We start from the raw sequence: 14,327 nt of genomic DNA, 5'->3' as shown, positions 1-14,327 counted from the left end.
GACGGCGGAGCGTGGTCAATTCTGCCATGGATGGGCAGCAGCCTCGTCAGCGCTGCCTCGATAATGGTGGGATGCCAGCTAGCACCGATGAAGTCGACCGCATCGTCGACGCGTGGAATCGCGAGCGCCCGGACCTCGACTTCTCGCCACTCCAGGTCCTCTCCCGCGTCGCCCGGCTGTCCCGCCACCTCGACCGCGCGCGTCGGGCGGCCTTCACCCGGTCGAACCTCGAGCCCTGGGAGTTCGACGTCCTCGCCGCCCTCCGGCGTGCCGGTTCCCCGTACCGGTTGAGCCCGAAGGCGCTCCTCCAGCAGACGCTCGTCTCGAGCGGGACGATGACGAACCGCATCGACCGTCTCGTCGAGCGCGGACTCGTCGAGCGGCAGGGCGACCCCAACGACGGCCGGGGCATCCTCGTCCAGATGACCAATGCCGGCCTCAACACCGTCGACGCCGCCATCACCAGGCTGGTCGACGCCGAGGCCGACCTCCTGGGTGGCCTGAGCGGCGCCGAGCAGACCAGGCTGACCGTGTTGCTCCGGAAGCTCAGCCTCGACTTCGACTAGCCCTTCGACAGGCTCAGGGACCGATCAGCGGCGGAGGACCTTCCGCGCCAACCAGTTGCCGAAGAACTGGATGAGCTGGACGAGCAGGATGATGATGATCACCGCGGCCCAGGTCACGACCGGCTCGAACTGCCGGAACCCGTACTGGATCGCGAAGGCGCCGAGCCCACCGCCGCCGATGAAGCCGGCCACCGCAGACATGTCGACGATGACGACGAACACGAAGGTGTACCCGAGGATCAGCGGCCCGAGCGCCTCCGGCAGGACGATGCTCAGGAGCGTCCGGAGTCGGCTCGCACCCGCGGCCCGTGAGGCCTCGATGACGCCGGGCGACACCGTCAGCAGGTTCTGCTCGACGATGCGGCTGATACCGAAGGTCGCGGCCAGGGAGATGATGAAGATGAAGGCGTTCGCCCCGATCCCGGTGCCGATCACAAGTCGCGAGAGCGGCTGCGCGGCGGCCAGGAAGATGATGAACGGGATCGGCCGGAAGATGTTCACGATCACGTTGAGCACGCCGTAGAGCACCGGGTGCGAGTAGAGGTTGCCGGGCCGGGTGACATACAGACCGGTACCGACGACGAGGCCGGCGATGCCACCGAAGAGGAGGCTGAAGGAGACGAGGTACAGGGTCTCGACGGTCGCGTCGCCGAGCTTCGGCAGGAGGTCGATGAGGGCGTCCATGTCAGCGCACCTCCGTCACGGTGGCCTGCGATCCGATGGCGGTCAACGCCCCGTCGATCGTGGCGTCGTCGCCGCGGAGCGCGAGCGTCAGGTGCCCGAACGCGCGCCCCTGGATGTCGTTGATGCCGCCGTAGACGAGTTCGAAGTCGACGCCGGCCTGCGCGAGCGTGAGGAAGACGCCGGCCTGGGACGCGTCGCCGTCACGGAAGGACAGGGTGACGATGCGGCCGACGTGGCGTTCCTGGAGGACGGCGAGCTCGGCCGGCGACGGGACACCCTTGATGACCGTCGAGACGAAGCGCTTCGACGCCGCGTGCTGCGGGTCGGAGAAGACCTCGAAGACGTCGCCCTGCTCGATGACCTTGCCACGCTCCATGACGGCGACCTTGGTCGCGAGCGACTGGATCACCTCCATCTCGTGGGTGATCACGACGATCGTGACGCCGAGGTCGCGGTTGACCTGCTTGAGCAGGGCGAGCACCTCCTGCGTCGTCTCGGGGTCGAGCGCGCTCGTCGCCTCATCGGCGAGCAGGATCCGGGGCGAGGTCGCGAGCGCCCGGGCGATGCCCACGCGTTGCTTCTGTCCGCCGGAGAGCTGGTCCGGGTAGTTGTCCGCCTTATCGGCGAGGCCGACGAACTTCAGGAGCTCGTCCACCCGCGTTCGTACCTCGGAGCGTGAGCGTCCGGCGACCTCGAGGGGGTACGCGATGTTCTTGCGGACCGACTTCGAGTTGAAGAGGTTGAACTGCTGGAAGATCATCCCGATGCCGAGTCGCAGCTGGCGGAGCCCGCTCTCCGAGAGCGTCGTCACCTCGGTCCCGTCGACGACGATGCTGCCGGACGTCGCCGGCTCGAGCGCGTTGATGAGCCGCACGAGCGTGGACTTCCCGGCTCCCGAGTAGCCGATGATGCCGAAGACGTCACCGGCCTCGATGTCGAGGTCGACGCCGTCGATCGCTGCGATCGGTGGGGCGCCCTTCTGCGGAGACGGGTAGCGTTTCGCGACGTCTCGGAGGCTGACGAGTGGCATGCGGGTGTCCTCGGGGTGGGGCGGTCAGCGGGCGGGGAAACGACGATGCGTTCCTGCGGGGGCGGGTGACAGCCTCCCACAGGAACGCATCGGACGCTGGATCAGCCCTTGGCCTTGATGTCCTTCTGGACGGTCTCGAGCGACTGCACGAGGTCCTTGACCGGCGTCTTCAGGGGCACGGCCGTGCCACCGGAGTTCTCCACGACGCCGTCGACGACGGACTTCGTGTCCTGGTAGATCTTCACGAGCTTCGCGTACGTCTCGTTGTCGGCGTCAGCGGCCTTCGCGGCGAAGATGTTGACGTACGGCAGGGCGTTCGGGTCGGACGGGTCGTCCTCGGCGATCGCGTCGGACGCCTTCAGACCGGAGTCGTTGATGAAGTCGTTGTTGATGATCGCACCGGTGACGTCGGGCAGCGAGGTCGGCGTGAGCGAAGCCTCGAGCGAGGTGACCGTGACCTTCGACTTGTCGGCGATGATGTCGTCGGGCGTCGAGAAGATGTTGCCGCCGTCCTTGAGCTCGAGGAGGCCGGCCGACTGCAGGACGAGGAGGGCGCGCGCCTGGTTGCTCTCGTCGTTCGGGATGGCGATCGTGTCGCCCTTCTTGATGTCCTTCACGCTGTCGACCTTGGTCGAGTAGAGACCGAGCGGGTAGATCGCGGTCGAACCGATGGGCGTGAGGTCTTCGCCGGAGGCCTCGTTGTACTGCGCGAGGTAGACGATGTGCTGGAACTGGTTGATGTCGATCTCGCCCTCGGTGAGCGCGGGGTTCGGCTGCGTGTACTCACCGAAGTCGACGATGTCGACGAAGATGCCCTCCTTCTCGGCGGCCTCCTTGTAGGTCTCCCAGTAGGGGTCGCTCGCGCCGACGACGCCGATCTTGACGGGGTTCGCCTCGGTGCCCTTGTCTTCGGCGGCGGCGCCTGAACCGCCGGCGCATCCGGCGAGGAGCGCGATGGCGGGGATGATGGCCAGTCCGGCCAGAAGCTTCTTCGAGAAGGTCATTGCTGTGATTCCTCTTTCGGGTGGTGCGCGCCGGTGGACGCTGATTCGACGGTACGTCGGCCTAGCAGGGATGACGAACCGGTGCGTAACACTTCGGAACAGAGCGACGGACGCGGTCGATCGCGGTCGACGACGGCGACTATTCGACGAGCTCGGACAGCTCCAGCCAGCGCACCTCGAGGTCGGCGATCTCGCCGTACATGGCCTGGATCTTGGCGCCGAGCGCCGTGATCCCGGCGAAGTCGTTCTGGTCGTGGACCGCGACCTTCTCGTGCGCCTGCTCGATCTGGCCGTGGAGCTCTTACTGAAGCTGCCCCGACGACCCGCATCAGAAGCTCCAATGACGCTACATTCTTGCTATGACACTACAAATCGTCGGGCGCCAGGTTTTAATCGCCTCGCCCACCGGGCTAGAGGCGGAGCGTAATGCCGTGCGAGCGACGATGGAACATTTCAACCGGTCAACGGCGATCGATAAGGGCGCAATATTCATCGATCGAGGTTGGGAGGAGACACCGCCAGGAGTCGGACGCGGTCAAACACAGATAAATGAGCTTCTTGCGCCGTGCGACTACGTGATTGTGCTCCTATCGGACCGTTGGGGATCACCACCTGGCGGAGATGCGTACACCTCCGGCACCGAGGAAGAATTTCACACAGCTGTGAGCTTGCTTGCCAAGGCAGACGCCAGCATGAGAGACATACATGTCTACTTCCAAAGTCTGCCGGCGGACAGACTCGCAGACCCAGGCGAAGAGCTGAAGAAGGTCATTGAATTTAAGACGAAACTCCAGGAATGCCACGGCATATTGTACTCACAGTTCGACTCGATCGAAAACCTGAAGGTCAAGATAGACGGATCACTGCGAAAATGGGTCGAACCGCTCGAGATCAAGATTCCTATCACGATCTCATTCTCACCCGCGCCATCTGTTGTTCAGGAACAAGGGACAAGTTTACTGGAGAGAGCCGTCGCGCATGCAAGTGACGGCATGGTCGTTCAAGCGGAGGTCCTATTTGCTCAGGCTTGCCGCGATGACGATCCGTCGGCTCTGCTAGAGTATGCTCGCTTTTCGCGTCGCAGAGGATTGCTCGAAGACGCTATCAAACTCAACGAGCGCGTTATCAGGGCTATTTCACTGAGACAAGATCAGACAGCAATCGAGACGGCAAATCTCATGGACGCTCTGTCGAATATCGGCGTCATTGAGAGAAAGCAGGGGAATCTAAACAAGTCTATCGATTCGCTCGAGGAGGCCATTCGTGTTGGGGACAATTCACCGCACATGCTTCACGAGTCCCTCGCCTATGCCTTGGATAACCTTGGTCACTCGCTAAATCAAGTCGACCATCACGACCGGGCATTCAAATGCTTTGAGACTTCCCTCGAGTACCGGAGAACCACGGGTTCGCCGGCCGACATCCTCCAGTCAGAGCTGAATATCGCCTGGCAATCCTTGCGCGTTGGTCAGGCGAGGCAGGCTCTGAAGGGATTCGAGAACCACCTTTCCGAGGCTCGAAGATCCGGCCAACATGCGCTCGCAAATTGCCTAGCCGGCCTCGGGAACGCGCTGCTCGACTTACGTCGGCCGAAAGACGCAGTCGCTCCACTTGTCGAATCTCTCGACCTAAACCGGGTCTTGAAGAACTCCGACGGCATCGGCATTGCTAGCGGCCTTCTTGCACGCGCCCGTGCATCGCTGGGGGACTCTGAGGGGGCCGCCGAGGCACTTGAAGATACTCTTGAGCAGAGCGAAGCTTCAGGGAATGTAGTGGGATTGGCTACTGCTAAGTGGGCTCAGGCGCTGGATGCAGCCTCCAAAGGCGAACTCCGTCATGCGCGTTCGCTCCTTGAAAAGTCCATCGAACTGGCCGAAAGAACGGGGAACGTCGCTCTGTTCGCGACCATTAGTCAGACCGTACTCGAGGGGGACACATCCGACTGAACCCAAGTCATCTCTGGGTATAGCAGACCAGTGAGCTTCCCTCCGCTCAGTGTGCCACAACCAGTATCGATCAGCGCGCCAGCGTCGGTAACATCAGGCACGAGCGCCGTCCTGACGTTGTGTCCCGACACCACAAAACTCCCCGCCTCTCGCGTACGCAGGCTGCGCGAATTGTGCACCGCCACGACACCATCACCAAGCCAGTCTGGCCGTAATCGGCGGAGGAAGGCGCGGTGACTATCGGGAAACGCGCGCCGGAATTGCGTAAGAACATCTCTATAGGGCGGATCGACGTAGGAGCGGATTGTGGCACCCCCACCCATTCCCAAGAATTGGGGCAATACCGCATCGTCTTCGAGTAGGGCTAGCAAGACTTCTTCGTGGTTACCTGCAAGCAACGACACCTTCGCATGACTCGAGGAACTCAACTCGATCAAGTCTTCGATAACACCCCTCGACTCTGGTCCACGATTTACGTAATCCCCGAGAAATACGAGCTCGCGGCCGTCCGCGGGAAGCCGAGCGAGCACTTGGCGCAGCGCACCGCGACACCCATGAATATCGCCAATGAACGCCGAGCGGGTCACAGTATTACTCGCCTAGCGTCAGAGTAGGTTTCGCCGGGAGCATCTGCCATAATCATCAGTGCGGAATCAGATATTATAGGATCCGAATATAGTGCACCTACAACGAGATCCGCTAGATTTACTGGTTCGATCGATTGCATCGGTACAAGCGCATCGACTCGCTCGGTTAGTTCATCAAGCTGTTCTAGAGCACTACTAAAATCGGCTTCTTGTCGAGATGCTAGCAGTTCGACTAGGTCCGGGTCTTCGTATCGAATCGCGAGCTCACGAACGGAGAAACACGGATTTCCCTCTTCAATGGCACGTACATAGGTAGCCGTACGGAGTAAGTATCGCGCAAATCGCACCAGACCTACTGCATAACGAGATCGCTCCGGCTCCCGCGTGTGCAACAGCGGAACCAATTGAGAGAGACGAGCGTGTATTCGGGGTAGGTCGATCGCTGCGAACTGGTGCAGAATCTCGCTCACCGATGGACCCCCATGAAGAACGACTCCGTCGCGAGACAAGTGCATTCCGAAAAGTGTGCCTTTCGCTGAAAGGAACTGTTCCATATCATAGGTCGACACATTGACTTGGCCAGTTCCCCTGGTCGGACAATGCGATCGCGCAACCACGAGCAGATCTAAGTCCGATTGAGAATTGGAATCTCTTCGCGCTTGACTGCCATAGAGAACCACGCCAAACGAAGCTTGAGGGAGCGATTTTAATGTATCCCTAACGAGTTGAGCTGGTACACCAAGCGCCGTAAGCCGTCGCCCTACATCTGCGAGAACAATCTTTGATTCGCGTTGAGGTTGGCCAGCCATGGTTCCGATACTAACCTTCTCGAGCGCCATGATAGCGCTGGGTCATTCGACGAGCTCGGACAGCTCCAGCCAGCGCACCTCGAGGTCGGCGATCTCGCCGTACATGGCCTGGATCTTGGCGCCGAGCGCCGTGATCCCGGCGAAGTCGTTCTGGTCGTGGACCGCGACCTTCTCGTGCGCCTGCTCGATCTGGCCGTTGAGCTTGTGGAGCTTGCGGTCGATCGCCTTGATCTCCTGCTGCGCGTTCCGCAGCTCCGCACCGCTCAACGTCGGCGTCTTCTTCGTCGGACCGCCGCCCGAGGCCGTCGGGCGGTCGTGCTCCTGCGAGCGGCTGCCGGCGGTCCCGGCGTTGAGCTTCAGGTACTGGTCGATGCCACCGGGGAGGTGGCGGAAGTGGCCGTCCATGATCGCGTACTGCTGGTCCGTCACGCGCTCGAGGAAGTACCGGTCGTGCGAGACGACGAGCAGGGTGCCGGGCCACGAGTCGAGGAGGTCCTCCATGGCCGCGAGCATGTCCGTGTCGAGGTCGTTGGTGGGCTCGTCGAGGACGAGGACGTTCGGCTCGTCGAGCAGGATGAGCAGCAGTTGCAGACGTCGACGCTGGCCACCCGAGAGGTCCTTCACCGGGGTCGACAGCTGGGCGCTCGTGAAGCCGAGGCGTTCGAGCAGCTGCCCGGGGGTCATCTCCTTGCCACCGGCGACGTAGCTCGTGCGCTTGCGTCCGATGACGTCGCTCACGCGGTCCTGCTCGTACTCGGCGAGCTCGTCGAGCTGCTGCGTCAGCGTGGCGACCTGCACGGTCTTGCCGCGCTTGACACGCCCCTCGGTGGCCTCGACCTCGCCGGTGACGAGTCCGAGGAGCGTCGACTTGCCGGCGCCGTTGACGCCGAGGATGCCGGTGCGCTCACCCGGGGCGATGCGCCACTCGACGTCCTTGATGATCGTGCGGTCGCCGTAGGACACGGTGACGTCGAGGATGTCGACGACGTCCTTCCCGAGTCGGGCGGTCGCCATACCGGCGAGCTCGACCGCGTTCCGCACCGGGGGTTCGTCGGCGATGAGCGCGTTGGCCGCTTCGATGCGGAACTTGGGCTTGGCCGTCCGTGCAGGAGCGCCGCGGCGCAACCACGCCAGCTCCTTCTTCATGAGGTTCTGACGCTTCGCCTCGGACACGGCTGCCGAGCGGTCGCGCTCGACGCGCTGGAGCACGTACGCCGCGTACCCGCCCTCGAAGGGCTCGACGATGCGGTCGTGCACCTCCCAGGTGGCGGTGCAGATCGCGTCGAGGAACCACCGGTCGTGGGTCACGACGAGCAGGCCGCCCGAGTTCCTGGACCACCGACGGTTCAGGTGTTCGGCGAGCCAGGTGATGCCCTCGACGTCGAGGTGGTTGGTCGGCTCGTCGAGGAAGAGGATGTCGTGGTCGCCGACGAGGAGCGCCGCGAGCGCCACCCGACGACGCTGACCACCGCTGAGATCGGCGACGAGGGCGTCCCAGGCGATGTCGGAGGCGAGGCCGGAGATGACGTCGCGGACCTTCGGGTCGCCCGCCCACTCGTGCTCGTCGAACCCGCCGACGATCGTCTGGCCGACGGTCTTGTCGTGATCGAGGGTGTCGGACTGGTCGAGCACGCCGACCGTGACGCCGTTGCGCACGGTGACCCGACCGGAGTCGGGCTCCTTGCGGCCCGCGAGGAGACCGAGGAGCGTGGACTTGCCGTCGCCGTTGCGGCCGACGATGCCGATGCGGTCGCCCTCGTTCACCCCGATCGTGATGCCGTCGAAGACGACTTTGGTCGGGTACTCGAGGTGGAGCGCTTCAGCGCCGAGAAGGTGTGCCATATCCGGTCTACGATACCGGCTCCGGCGACGCGCGGCCTCCGTGCACCCTAGGCTGCACAGGTGGCTCTGTTCTCCCGTTCCCGCCGGCTCCCGCTCGACCAGCGCGACGCGCGGCTCACCCTCCTCGACAAGCGCATGCAGCGTTACGAACTCTCCGTCGACGACATCCCGCAGTCGGTCGTGTCACTCACCGACCCGCGCTCGCTCGAGTACCCCTACATCCGGCACATCGCCCGCGTGATCGACGCGGAGGGCCCGGCCGGTGAGCCGCTCTTCACCGTGCATCTCGGGGCCGGGGCGCTGACGCTCCCCCGCTACGTGCAGGCGACCCGACCGGGCTCTCCGCAGCTCGTCGTCGAATTCGAGCCGGAGCTGTACGCCGCGATGCTCGAAGCGCTCCCGCTGCCGGAGGGTTCGCGCGTGGAGGTCCGGTTCGGCGACGCCCGAGCCGTGGCGGACGAGCCGGTCGACGACATCGCGGCCACCGCCGCGGACGGCACGGTGTGGCGGGACGCCAAGGTGACCGTCGTCGACCTCTGGGATGCGGCGGTGATCCACCGTCGGGTCGCGAGCCTCGAGTTCTACCGTCGGGTCGCAGCGCGGTCCGCAGCCGACGGTGTGATCGCGGTCAACCTGCTCGACGGCAGCCCCTTCGACTACGCCAGGCGCCAGGCGGCGACCCTCCGGACCGTGTTCGCGCATGTGGCCGTCGTCCTCGACTTCGACCCGGTCGACGACGAGGGGCCGCTCGGCAACGTCGTCGTCTTCGCGAGCGACGCACCACTCGCTGCCGTGACGCACCCGCAGCTCTTCGGCGCGCCGGCCCCCGAGCAGATGCACGGTGACGCACTGACGGCGTGGATCGACGGCGCGGCGGTCATGACCGACGCCGACGGCGAGGACTCCCCCGACCCCGACGACCCACGCTGGGACTGACGGCCGTCCTTTGCACCCCCATCCGATTGCGCTACGGTGGGCGTAGCGCAATCGACCGATCCACCCGGAATCGGCTCTCGCGCGGAGGAGGTTGGTCGGTGCCCGTCTCCCGACGCGTCTCCCGAGCGCAGCAGATGAGCGACCGCATCCTCGACGCAGCCCTCGACCTCATGCGCTCGCGCGGCTCGGTCGCCGTCAACATCGAGGCGGTCGCCGAGACCACCGGTGTCGCCAAGACGACGATCTACCGGCGGTACCGCAACCGCTCCGAACTGCTCACGGCGGCCGTCGCCCGCGCCATGGAGACCCCGGTCGAGATCCCCGAGGACCTGCCGACGTACGAGACGTTCACCTGGCTGCTCCACGAAGCGCGCGCGATGATCGAGGACGTGGTCGGCCGTGGCACGATTGCGTCGATCCTGCTCCAGGACGATCCCGAGTTCTCCACCCTGCTCCGGGACCTCACCCGCAACCGTGCTCGTGCCCTGTCGAACCTCGTCGACGAGCGGATCTCCACAGGAGATCTCAAGCCCGGTCTCGACGGCCGGCTCGTCGCGACCCTCCTGCTCGGCGCCGTCCTCGGTCAACTCGTCCGCGGTGCCGATATGGACGACGACTGGGCGGACCAGGTCCTCTCCGTGCTCTGGCCGGCACTCGCGGCATGAACCCTCGCAGCACCAGGCCGCACGCCGCGGTCGTCTACAACCCGACGCGCGTCCAGCTCGAGCGTCTCCGCCGCCTCGTCGACGACGCCGCGAGCGACGCCGGCTGGGGCCCGACGACCTGGATCCCGACCCGCGAGCGGTCCGCCGCCGTCGAACAGGTCGCCGAGGCCCTCGACGGTGGCGCGGCACTCGTGATCGCAGCGGGCGGCGACGGGACCGTCCGCGAGGTCGCCGGAGCCATGCGTCACACGCGGACACCGTTCGCCGTGGTCCCGCTCGGCACGGCGAACCTCTTCGCGCGGAACGCGGGCATCCCCATCGACACGGCCGCAGCCGTCCGAGCGGCGTTCACCGGGGAGGAACGCCGCATCGACGTCGGGTCGATCGAGTACCGACGCGTCGACGGCGTCCAGCGGAGCGCCCCGTTCCTCGTGATGACCGGCTTCGGGGTGGACGCCGACATGGTCGCCTACGCCGATCCCGTCCTCAAGCGCCGGTTCGGCTGGGTCGCCTACGTCGGCCCGATCGTCCGGGGACTCTTCCGTAGGGACCGGCCGCGCTTGTCCTGGAAGGTCGACGGCGGATCGATGCGCAGCGCGCGGACCCACACGATGTTCGTCGGGAACTGCGGGACCGTCTCGGCCGGACTCGACGTCCTGCCCGACGCATTGATCGACGACGGCGTCCTCGACGTCCTCATGGTGCGCTCGCTCGAGGGATGGGACGGGGTCCGGGTGACCCGCTGGCTGCATCGCGCGAACAACCCCGTCGCCCGGTTGACGAGGTCGAAGCTCGCGCGGCCACGCCCGCGGCCGAGCGCCGTCGAGACGGCCGGTTCCGCGGGCGGCGCGGTCCGCTACCTGCGGGCGGAACGGCTGGACGTCACGGTGTCACCACCCGCGGCGTTCCAGGCCGACGGCGACGGCATCGGCCTGGTGGCCGCGGCACGCGTGACCGTCGATGCGGGCGCACTGCTCGTGCGCCTGCCGGTGACGACCTCGCGTTCCACCCGCCTCGGGTCCTGAGCCGCCCTTCGACAGGCTCAGGGACCGGAGGCGGCTCAGGGACCGGAGCGCGATCCCGGGCCGAGTTCAGTCGGCGAGGATCTTGCCGGGGTTGAAGTTCGATCCCGGGTCGGCGCTCTCGAAGAGGCCACGCATGATCGCGACGCCCTCGCTCGAGATGTCCTGTTCCATCCACGGAGCGTGCTCGACGCCGACCGCGTGGTGGTGCGACAGGGTCCCGCCGTGGTCGACGAAGGCCTGCTGGATGGCCGACTTGACCTGCTCGTACTCACCGATGGGGTCTTCTCCCGTGATGAACGCGAAGGTGAAGTACAGGCAGGCACCCGAGTGGTACGAGTGCGAGAGGTGGCACATGATCCAGCCGTGCACGCCGAGCTTGTCGTAGGCGGCGTTGGCGGCGTCGTTCGCGGCGTCGTAGACCTCCTGCAGCCGCGACCACGGTGCGGCCGTCTCCGAGACGTCTGCCGCCGCGCCGCGGTCGAGCAGGAAGTCGCGGAGGTAGGGGGTGTCGAACTTCTTCTGGTCGTACAGGGCACCGGGGCCCTTGCCGACGCCCATGCCGCCGTGCTTCCGGACGATCGAGCCGACGAGGCCCTTCTCGTACCGGACGTGCGAGGCGCTGCCCTCGTAGCCGATGAAGGAGAGGCACAGCTGCTCCAGGTCCCAGCCACGGGCCGTGAGGACCTTCATGAGGCCCTTCGTGACCTGCGCCGAGACGCCGGTGCTGGCCTTGCGGGTCGCGAGCGAGAAGCCGCTCTCCCGGGCGTTCGACACGCGCGTGACGGACGGGCTGGCGTCGCTCTCCGCGATCTCGTGCATCGCGGCGAGTCCGGCCTCCCAGGTGGGGAAGAAGTAGCCGAGGACCTCGCGGACCGCCGGCGTGCGGTGGACCTGCACCGTGACCTCGGTGATGATGCCGAGGCGGCCCTCGCTGCCGATGATCATCTCGCGGACGCTCGGTCCGGTGGAGGCGCTCGGAACCGGACGGATCGCGACGATCCCGTTCGGCCGGACCATGCGCAGGCCCTTGGTGATGTCGGCGATGTCGCCGTACTTGTCGGACTGCATGCCCGAGGAGCGCGTCGCGACCCAACCGCCGAGGGTCGAGTGCGTGAAGCTGTCGGGGAAGTGGCCCATCGTCCAGCCCTTGGCGCCGAGCTGTTCCTCGATCGACGGTCCCTGCGCACCCGCCTGGATGGTGGCGAGGCCGGAGCCCTCGTCGATCGACAGCACGCGGTCGAGGCGGCCGAGGTCGAGGGAGATGATGACCCGCTCCTCCGTCGGCTGCGGGTCGAGCGAGCCTGCGATGTTGGTTCCGCCACCGAACGGGATGATGACGGCGTCCGCGGCGACGGCCGCCGCGACCACGGACGCGACCTCGGCCTCATCGGCCGGGTACACGACGAGGTCGGGCGTCCGCGGAAGGTCGTTCGCACGGATCCGGAGCAGGTCGCGGATGCTCTTGCCGTAGGTGTGGACGACGCGTTCCTCGTCATCGGCCGTGACGTGGCCCTGCCCGACGAGCAGCGAGAGCTCGGCGACAAACTCCTCGGTCGCGCGCGAGGCCGGGACGGTGAGCTCGTCGAAGCTGAGGTGCGACTGCGCCGGCTTCCTCAGGTCGAGGCCGACGGCCTGCTTCACGAACGGCGCGAAGTCCGGCTTGTTGCTGTGCTCGAAGGCGACACCCTCGACACCCCAGCCCCACCACTTCATGTGCTCCACAGACGTCATCCGGCTTCCTTTCGTGGTGTGTCGATCGACAGGTGTGCTTCCGGCTCGACCGAGGCACGCAGGGCCACGATCTCGGCGACGACGCGGTCCATGAGCTGGACGGGCGTCTCGTTCGGTTGCGGGTGGATCGGTCGCCCGAAGACGACGCTGACGGGCGGCCGTCCGGGGACGGGCCAGTTCCGGCCCTTGGGCATCGCGGCGTGGGTGCCGAGCACGGCGACCGGGAGGCAGGGGATGCCCTGACGGGTCGCGAGGGCCGCGGCGCCGGGCTTGAAGCGGCCGAGCTCTCCCGTCCGGGACCTGCCGCCCTCGGGGAAGATGAGGATCGGGACGCCGCTCTCGAGCAGCTCCCTCGACACACCGGCCCGCTTGCGGTCGCCGGAGCGGTCGACCGGGAAGGCGTTGAAGAACAGGGCCGCGAACAGTCGGCGGGCGGGGACGTCGAAGAAGTAGTCCGCAGCGACACCCGCGGCGAGGAAGCGCGAGAGTCGTCGTGGCATGGCGCCGACGACGAGCGGCGCGTCGAGGTGGGACTGGTGGTTCGCGACGACGATGAACGGACCGTCCACCCCGGTGAGACGCTCGCGGCCTGTGACGCGCACACGCGTCAAGGACCACACGAGCGGCTTCAGCAGGAGGCGCTGGGCCACGAAGCGCGCGTTCGCGTGCAGGGATGAGGTGAACCGCGGCTCTGCGGTCATCGGTGGGCTCCTGACTGGGCGGCGTTCGCGGCACGACGGCTCGACGACATCCGGCCCGAGATCCATCGGATCGAGGATCGGGGCGCGAACTTGACGAGGGCCATGAGCGATTTGAACCGGAGGCTCGGGATCGACACGACGACGCCACGACCGGCGTCTCGGAGGGCGTCGGCGACGAGTCGGTCGACGTCGACCCAGAGACCGGACGGGATCGAACGGGTGCTGATGCCGGCGCGGTCGTGGAACTCGGTGCGGACCCAGCCCGGGCAGAGCGCCGTGACGTGCACGCCGGTGCCGGCGAGTTCGACCGCGAGCGCCTCGGTGTAGGTCGTCACGAAGGCCTTGACCGCCGAGTACCCGCCGGTGGTGATGAAGCCGGCGGTACTCGACACGTTGAGGATGGTGCCGCCGCCGCGTTCCCGCATGGCTCGGGCTGCGGCGCCCGAGAGCACGGCGACGCTGCGGCACATGACCTCGATCGCGTTGTCGAGCTCGCTCGTGTCGGGATCCGTCAGCCGTGCGTGCACCCCGAAGCCGGCGTTGTTGACGACGACGTCGATCGGCGCTGCGGCGTCCTCGATGCGGGCGGCGAGTCGTGCGACGTCGGCGCGGTCGGAGAGGTCGGCGGAGATCACCTCGACCGTGCGTCCGGTCGCGCGGAGCCGTTCGGCCGACGCCTCCAGACGCTGTGCATCGCGTGCCACGAGCACCAGGTCGAAGCCCCGCCCGGCGAGCGCCGTGGCGAACGCGGCACCGATGCCGGAGGTCCCACCGGTGACGAGAGCTGTAGCCATGTGGATC

14 protein-coding genes are annotated in these 14,327 nt (G+C 66.2%); 5 read left to right on the top strand and 9 right to left on the bottom strand.

The window, feature by feature from the left end:
- Nucleotides 1-71 precede the first annotated feature (71 nt).
- On the top strand, nucleotides 72-566 hold the full coding sequence (locus QRN26_RS18665) for a MarR family winged helix-turn-helix transcriptional regulator (protein WP_285037869.1): 495 nt from the start codon (nucleotides 72-74) through the stop codon (nucleotides 564-566).
- Between the two features lie 24 nt (nucleotides 567-590).
- On the opposite strand, the gene QRN26_RS18660 is transcribed toward QRN26_RS18665, so the two are convergent.
- The 3 genes from QRN26_RS18660 to QRN26_RS18650 form a co-directional block, all read right to left on the bottom strand.
- Nucleotides 591-1,250 carry a methionine ABC transporter permease gene (locus tag QRN26_RS18660; protein ID WP_056007493.1) on the bottom strand — a complete coding sequence of 220 codons (660 nt, stop codon included), beginning with the start codon at nucleotides 1,248-1,250 and terminating at the stop codon, nucleotides 591-593.
- 1 nt (nucleotide 1,251) lies between these two features.
- A complete protein-coding gene (locus QRN26_RS18655; protein WP_056007496.1) occupies nucleotides 1,252-2,280 on the bottom strand; it encodes a methionine ABC transporter ATP-binding protein in 1,029 nt (342 codons plus the stop codon).
- A gap of 101 nt (nucleotides 2,281-2,381) precedes the next feature.
- On the bottom strand, nucleotides 2,382-3,284 hold the full coding sequence (locus QRN26_RS18650; protein WP_056007498.1) for a MetQ/NlpA family ABC transporter substrate-binding protein: 903 nt from the start codon (nucleotides 3,282-3,284) through the stop codon (nucleotides 2,382-2,384).
- Nucleotides 3,285-3,643: 359 nt separating this feature from the next.
- Between QRN26_RS18650 and QRN26_RS18645 the strand changes: the two genes are divergently transcribed.
- Nucleotides 3,644-5,230 (top strand): tetratricopeptide repeat protein, encoded by a 1,587-nt coding sequence (locus QRN26_RS18645; protein WP_285037868.1) that lies wholly within the window; start codon nucleotides 3,644-3,646, stop codon nucleotides 5,228-5,230.
- Here the strand turns inward: QRN26_RS18645 and QRN26_RS18950 are convergent.
- From QRN26_RS18950 to QRN26_RS18640, 3 genes are read right to left on the bottom strand one after another with little or no spacing between them, the layout of a single operon-like run.
- A complete protein-coding gene (locus QRN26_RS18950; RefSeq protein ID WP_350223936.1) occupies nucleotides 5,197-5,817 on the bottom strand; it encodes a metallophosphoesterase in 621 nt (206 codons plus the stop codon). The two genes, QRN26_RS18645 and QRN26_RS18950, sit on opposite strands and share 34 nt — an antisense overlap.
- A complete protein-coding gene (locus QRN26_RS18945) occupies nucleotides 5,814-6,626 on the bottom strand; it encodes a nucleotidyltransferase domain-containing protein (protein WP_350223935.1) in 813 nt (270 codons plus the stop codon). The genes QRN26_RS18950 and QRN26_RS18945 overlap by 4 nt, the downstream gene beginning before the upstream one ends.
- Nucleotides 6,627-6,668: 42 nt before the next feature.
- A complete protein-coding gene (locus QRN26_RS18640; protein WP_056778447.1) occupies nucleotides 6,669-8,468 on the bottom strand; it encodes an ABC-F family ATP-binding cassette domain-containing protein in 1,800 nt (599 codons plus the stop codon).
- A gap of 60 nt (nucleotides 8,469-8,528) precedes the next feature.
- Between QRN26_RS18640 and QRN26_RS18635 the strand changes: the two genes are divergently transcribed.
- The 3 genes from QRN26_RS18635 to QRN26_RS18625 all read left to right on the top strand — a co-directional run bounded on the left by QRN26_RS18635 (nucleotide 8,529) and on the right by QRN26_RS18625 (nucleotide 11,094).
- Nucleotides 8,529-9,404: a spermidine synthase gene (locus QRN26_RS18635; protein WP_285037866.1), complete on the top strand. Its 876-nt coding sequence runs from the start codon at nucleotides 8,529-8,531 to the stop codon at nucleotides 9,402-9,404.
- 98 nt (nucleotides 9,405-9,502) lie between these two features.
- Nucleotides 9,503-10,069, top strand: a complete 567-nt coding sequence (locus QRN26_RS18630) for a TetR/AcrR family transcriptional regulator (protein WP_056007508.1) — start codon at nucleotides 9,503-9,505, stop codon at nucleotides 10,067-10,069.
- Nucleotides 10,066-11,094, top strand: a complete 1,029-nt coding sequence (locus QRN26_RS18625; protein ID WP_285037865.1) for a diacylglycerol/lipid kinase family protein — start codon at nucleotides 10,066-10,068, stop codon at nucleotides 11,092-11,094. Before QRN26_RS18630 ends, QRN26_RS18625 begins: the two co-directional genes overlap by 4 nt.
- A gap of 66 nt (nucleotides 11,095-11,160) precedes the next feature.
- Here QRN26_RS18625 and QRN26_RS18620 read toward each other — a convergent pair whose 3' ends face one another.
- The 3 genes from QRN26_RS18620 to QRN26_RS18610 are packed head-to-tail and all read right to left on the bottom strand — an operon-like array spanning nucleotide 11,161 to nucleotide 14,320.
- Nucleotides 11,161-12,825 (bottom strand): FAD-binding oxidoreductase, encoded by a 1,665-nt coding sequence (locus QRN26_RS18620; protein WP_285037864.1) that lies wholly within the window; start codon nucleotides 12,823-12,825, stop codon nucleotides 11,161-11,163.
- Nucleotides 12,822-13,526: a lysophospholipid acyltransferase family protein gene (locus QRN26_RS18615; RefSeq protein ID WP_056007516.1), complete on the bottom strand. Its 705-nt coding sequence runs from the start codon at nucleotides 13,524-13,526 to the stop codon at nucleotides 12,822-12,824. Before QRN26_RS18615 ends, QRN26_RS18620 begins: the two co-directional genes overlap by 4 nt.
- Nucleotides 13,523-14,320 (bottom strand): SDR family NAD(P)-dependent oxidoreductase, encoded by a 798-nt coding sequence (locus tag QRN26_RS18610; RefSeq protein ID WP_056778452.1) that lies wholly within the window; start codon nucleotides 14,318-14,320, stop codon nucleotides 13,523-13,525. The genes QRN26_RS18615 and QRN26_RS18610 overlap by 4 nt, the downstream gene beginning before the upstream one ends.
- Nucleotides 14,321-14,327: the final 7 nt, after the last annotated feature.

It is taken from the genome of Plantibacter sp. ME-Dv--P-095 (genome assembly GCF_030209365.1).
In the GTDB taxonomy this organism is placed as follows: Bacteria; Actinomycetota; Actinomycetes; order Actinomycetales; family Microbacteriaceae; genus Plantibacter.
The sequence above is the reverse complement of the archived record's forward strand: the minus strand, read 5'-3'. Positions and strand labels throughout refer to the sequence as shown.

Excerpts from the sequence above, each read along its gene's own strand:
- QRN26_RS18665 (WP_285037869.1), top strand. The coding sequence starts at position 72 with ATGCCAGCTAGCACCGATGAAGTCGACCGCATCGTCGACGCGTGGAAT.
- QRN26_RS18660 (WP_056007493.1), bottom strand. The coding sequence starts at position 1,250 with ATGGACGCCCTCATCGACCTCCTGCCGAAGCTCGGCGACGCGACCGTC.
- QRN26_RS18655 (WP_056007496.1), bottom strand. The coding sequence starts at position 2,280 with ATGCCACTCGTCAGCCTCCGAGACGTCGCGAAACGCTACCCGTCTCCG.
- QRN26_RS18650 (WP_056007498.1), bottom strand. The coding sequence starts at position 3,284 with ATGACCTTCTCGAAGAAGCTTCTGGCCGGACTGGCCATCATCCCCGCC.
- QRN26_RS18645 (WP_285037868.1), top strand. The coding sequence starts at position 3,644 with ATGACACTACAAATCGTCGGGCGCCAGGTTTTAATCGCCTCGCCCACC.
- QRN26_RS18945 (WP_350223935.1), bottom strand. The coding sequence starts at position 6,626 with ATGGCTGGCCAACCTCAACGCGAATCAAAGATTGTTCTCGCAGATGTA.
- QRN26_RS18640 (WP_056778447.1), bottom strand. The coding sequence starts at position 8,468 with ATGGCACACCTTCTCGGCGCTGAAGCGCTCCACCTCGAGTACCCGACC.
- QRN26_RS18625 (WP_285037865.1), top strand. The coding sequence starts at position 10,066 with ATGAACCCTCGCAGCACCAGGCCGCACGCCGCGGTCGTCTACAACCCG.
- QRN26_RS18620 (WP_285037864.1), bottom strand. The coding sequence starts at position 12,825 with ATGACGTCTGTGGAGCACATGAAGTGGTGGGGCTGGGGTGTCGAGGGT.
- QRN26_RS18615 (WP_056007516.1), bottom strand. The coding sequence starts at position 13,526 with ATGACCGCAGAGCCGCGGTTCACCTCATCCCTGCACGCGAACGCGCGC.
- QRN26_RS18610 (WP_056778452.1), bottom strand. The coding sequence starts at position 14,320 with ATGGCTACAGCTCTCGTCACCGGTGGGACCTCCGGCATCGGTGCCGCG.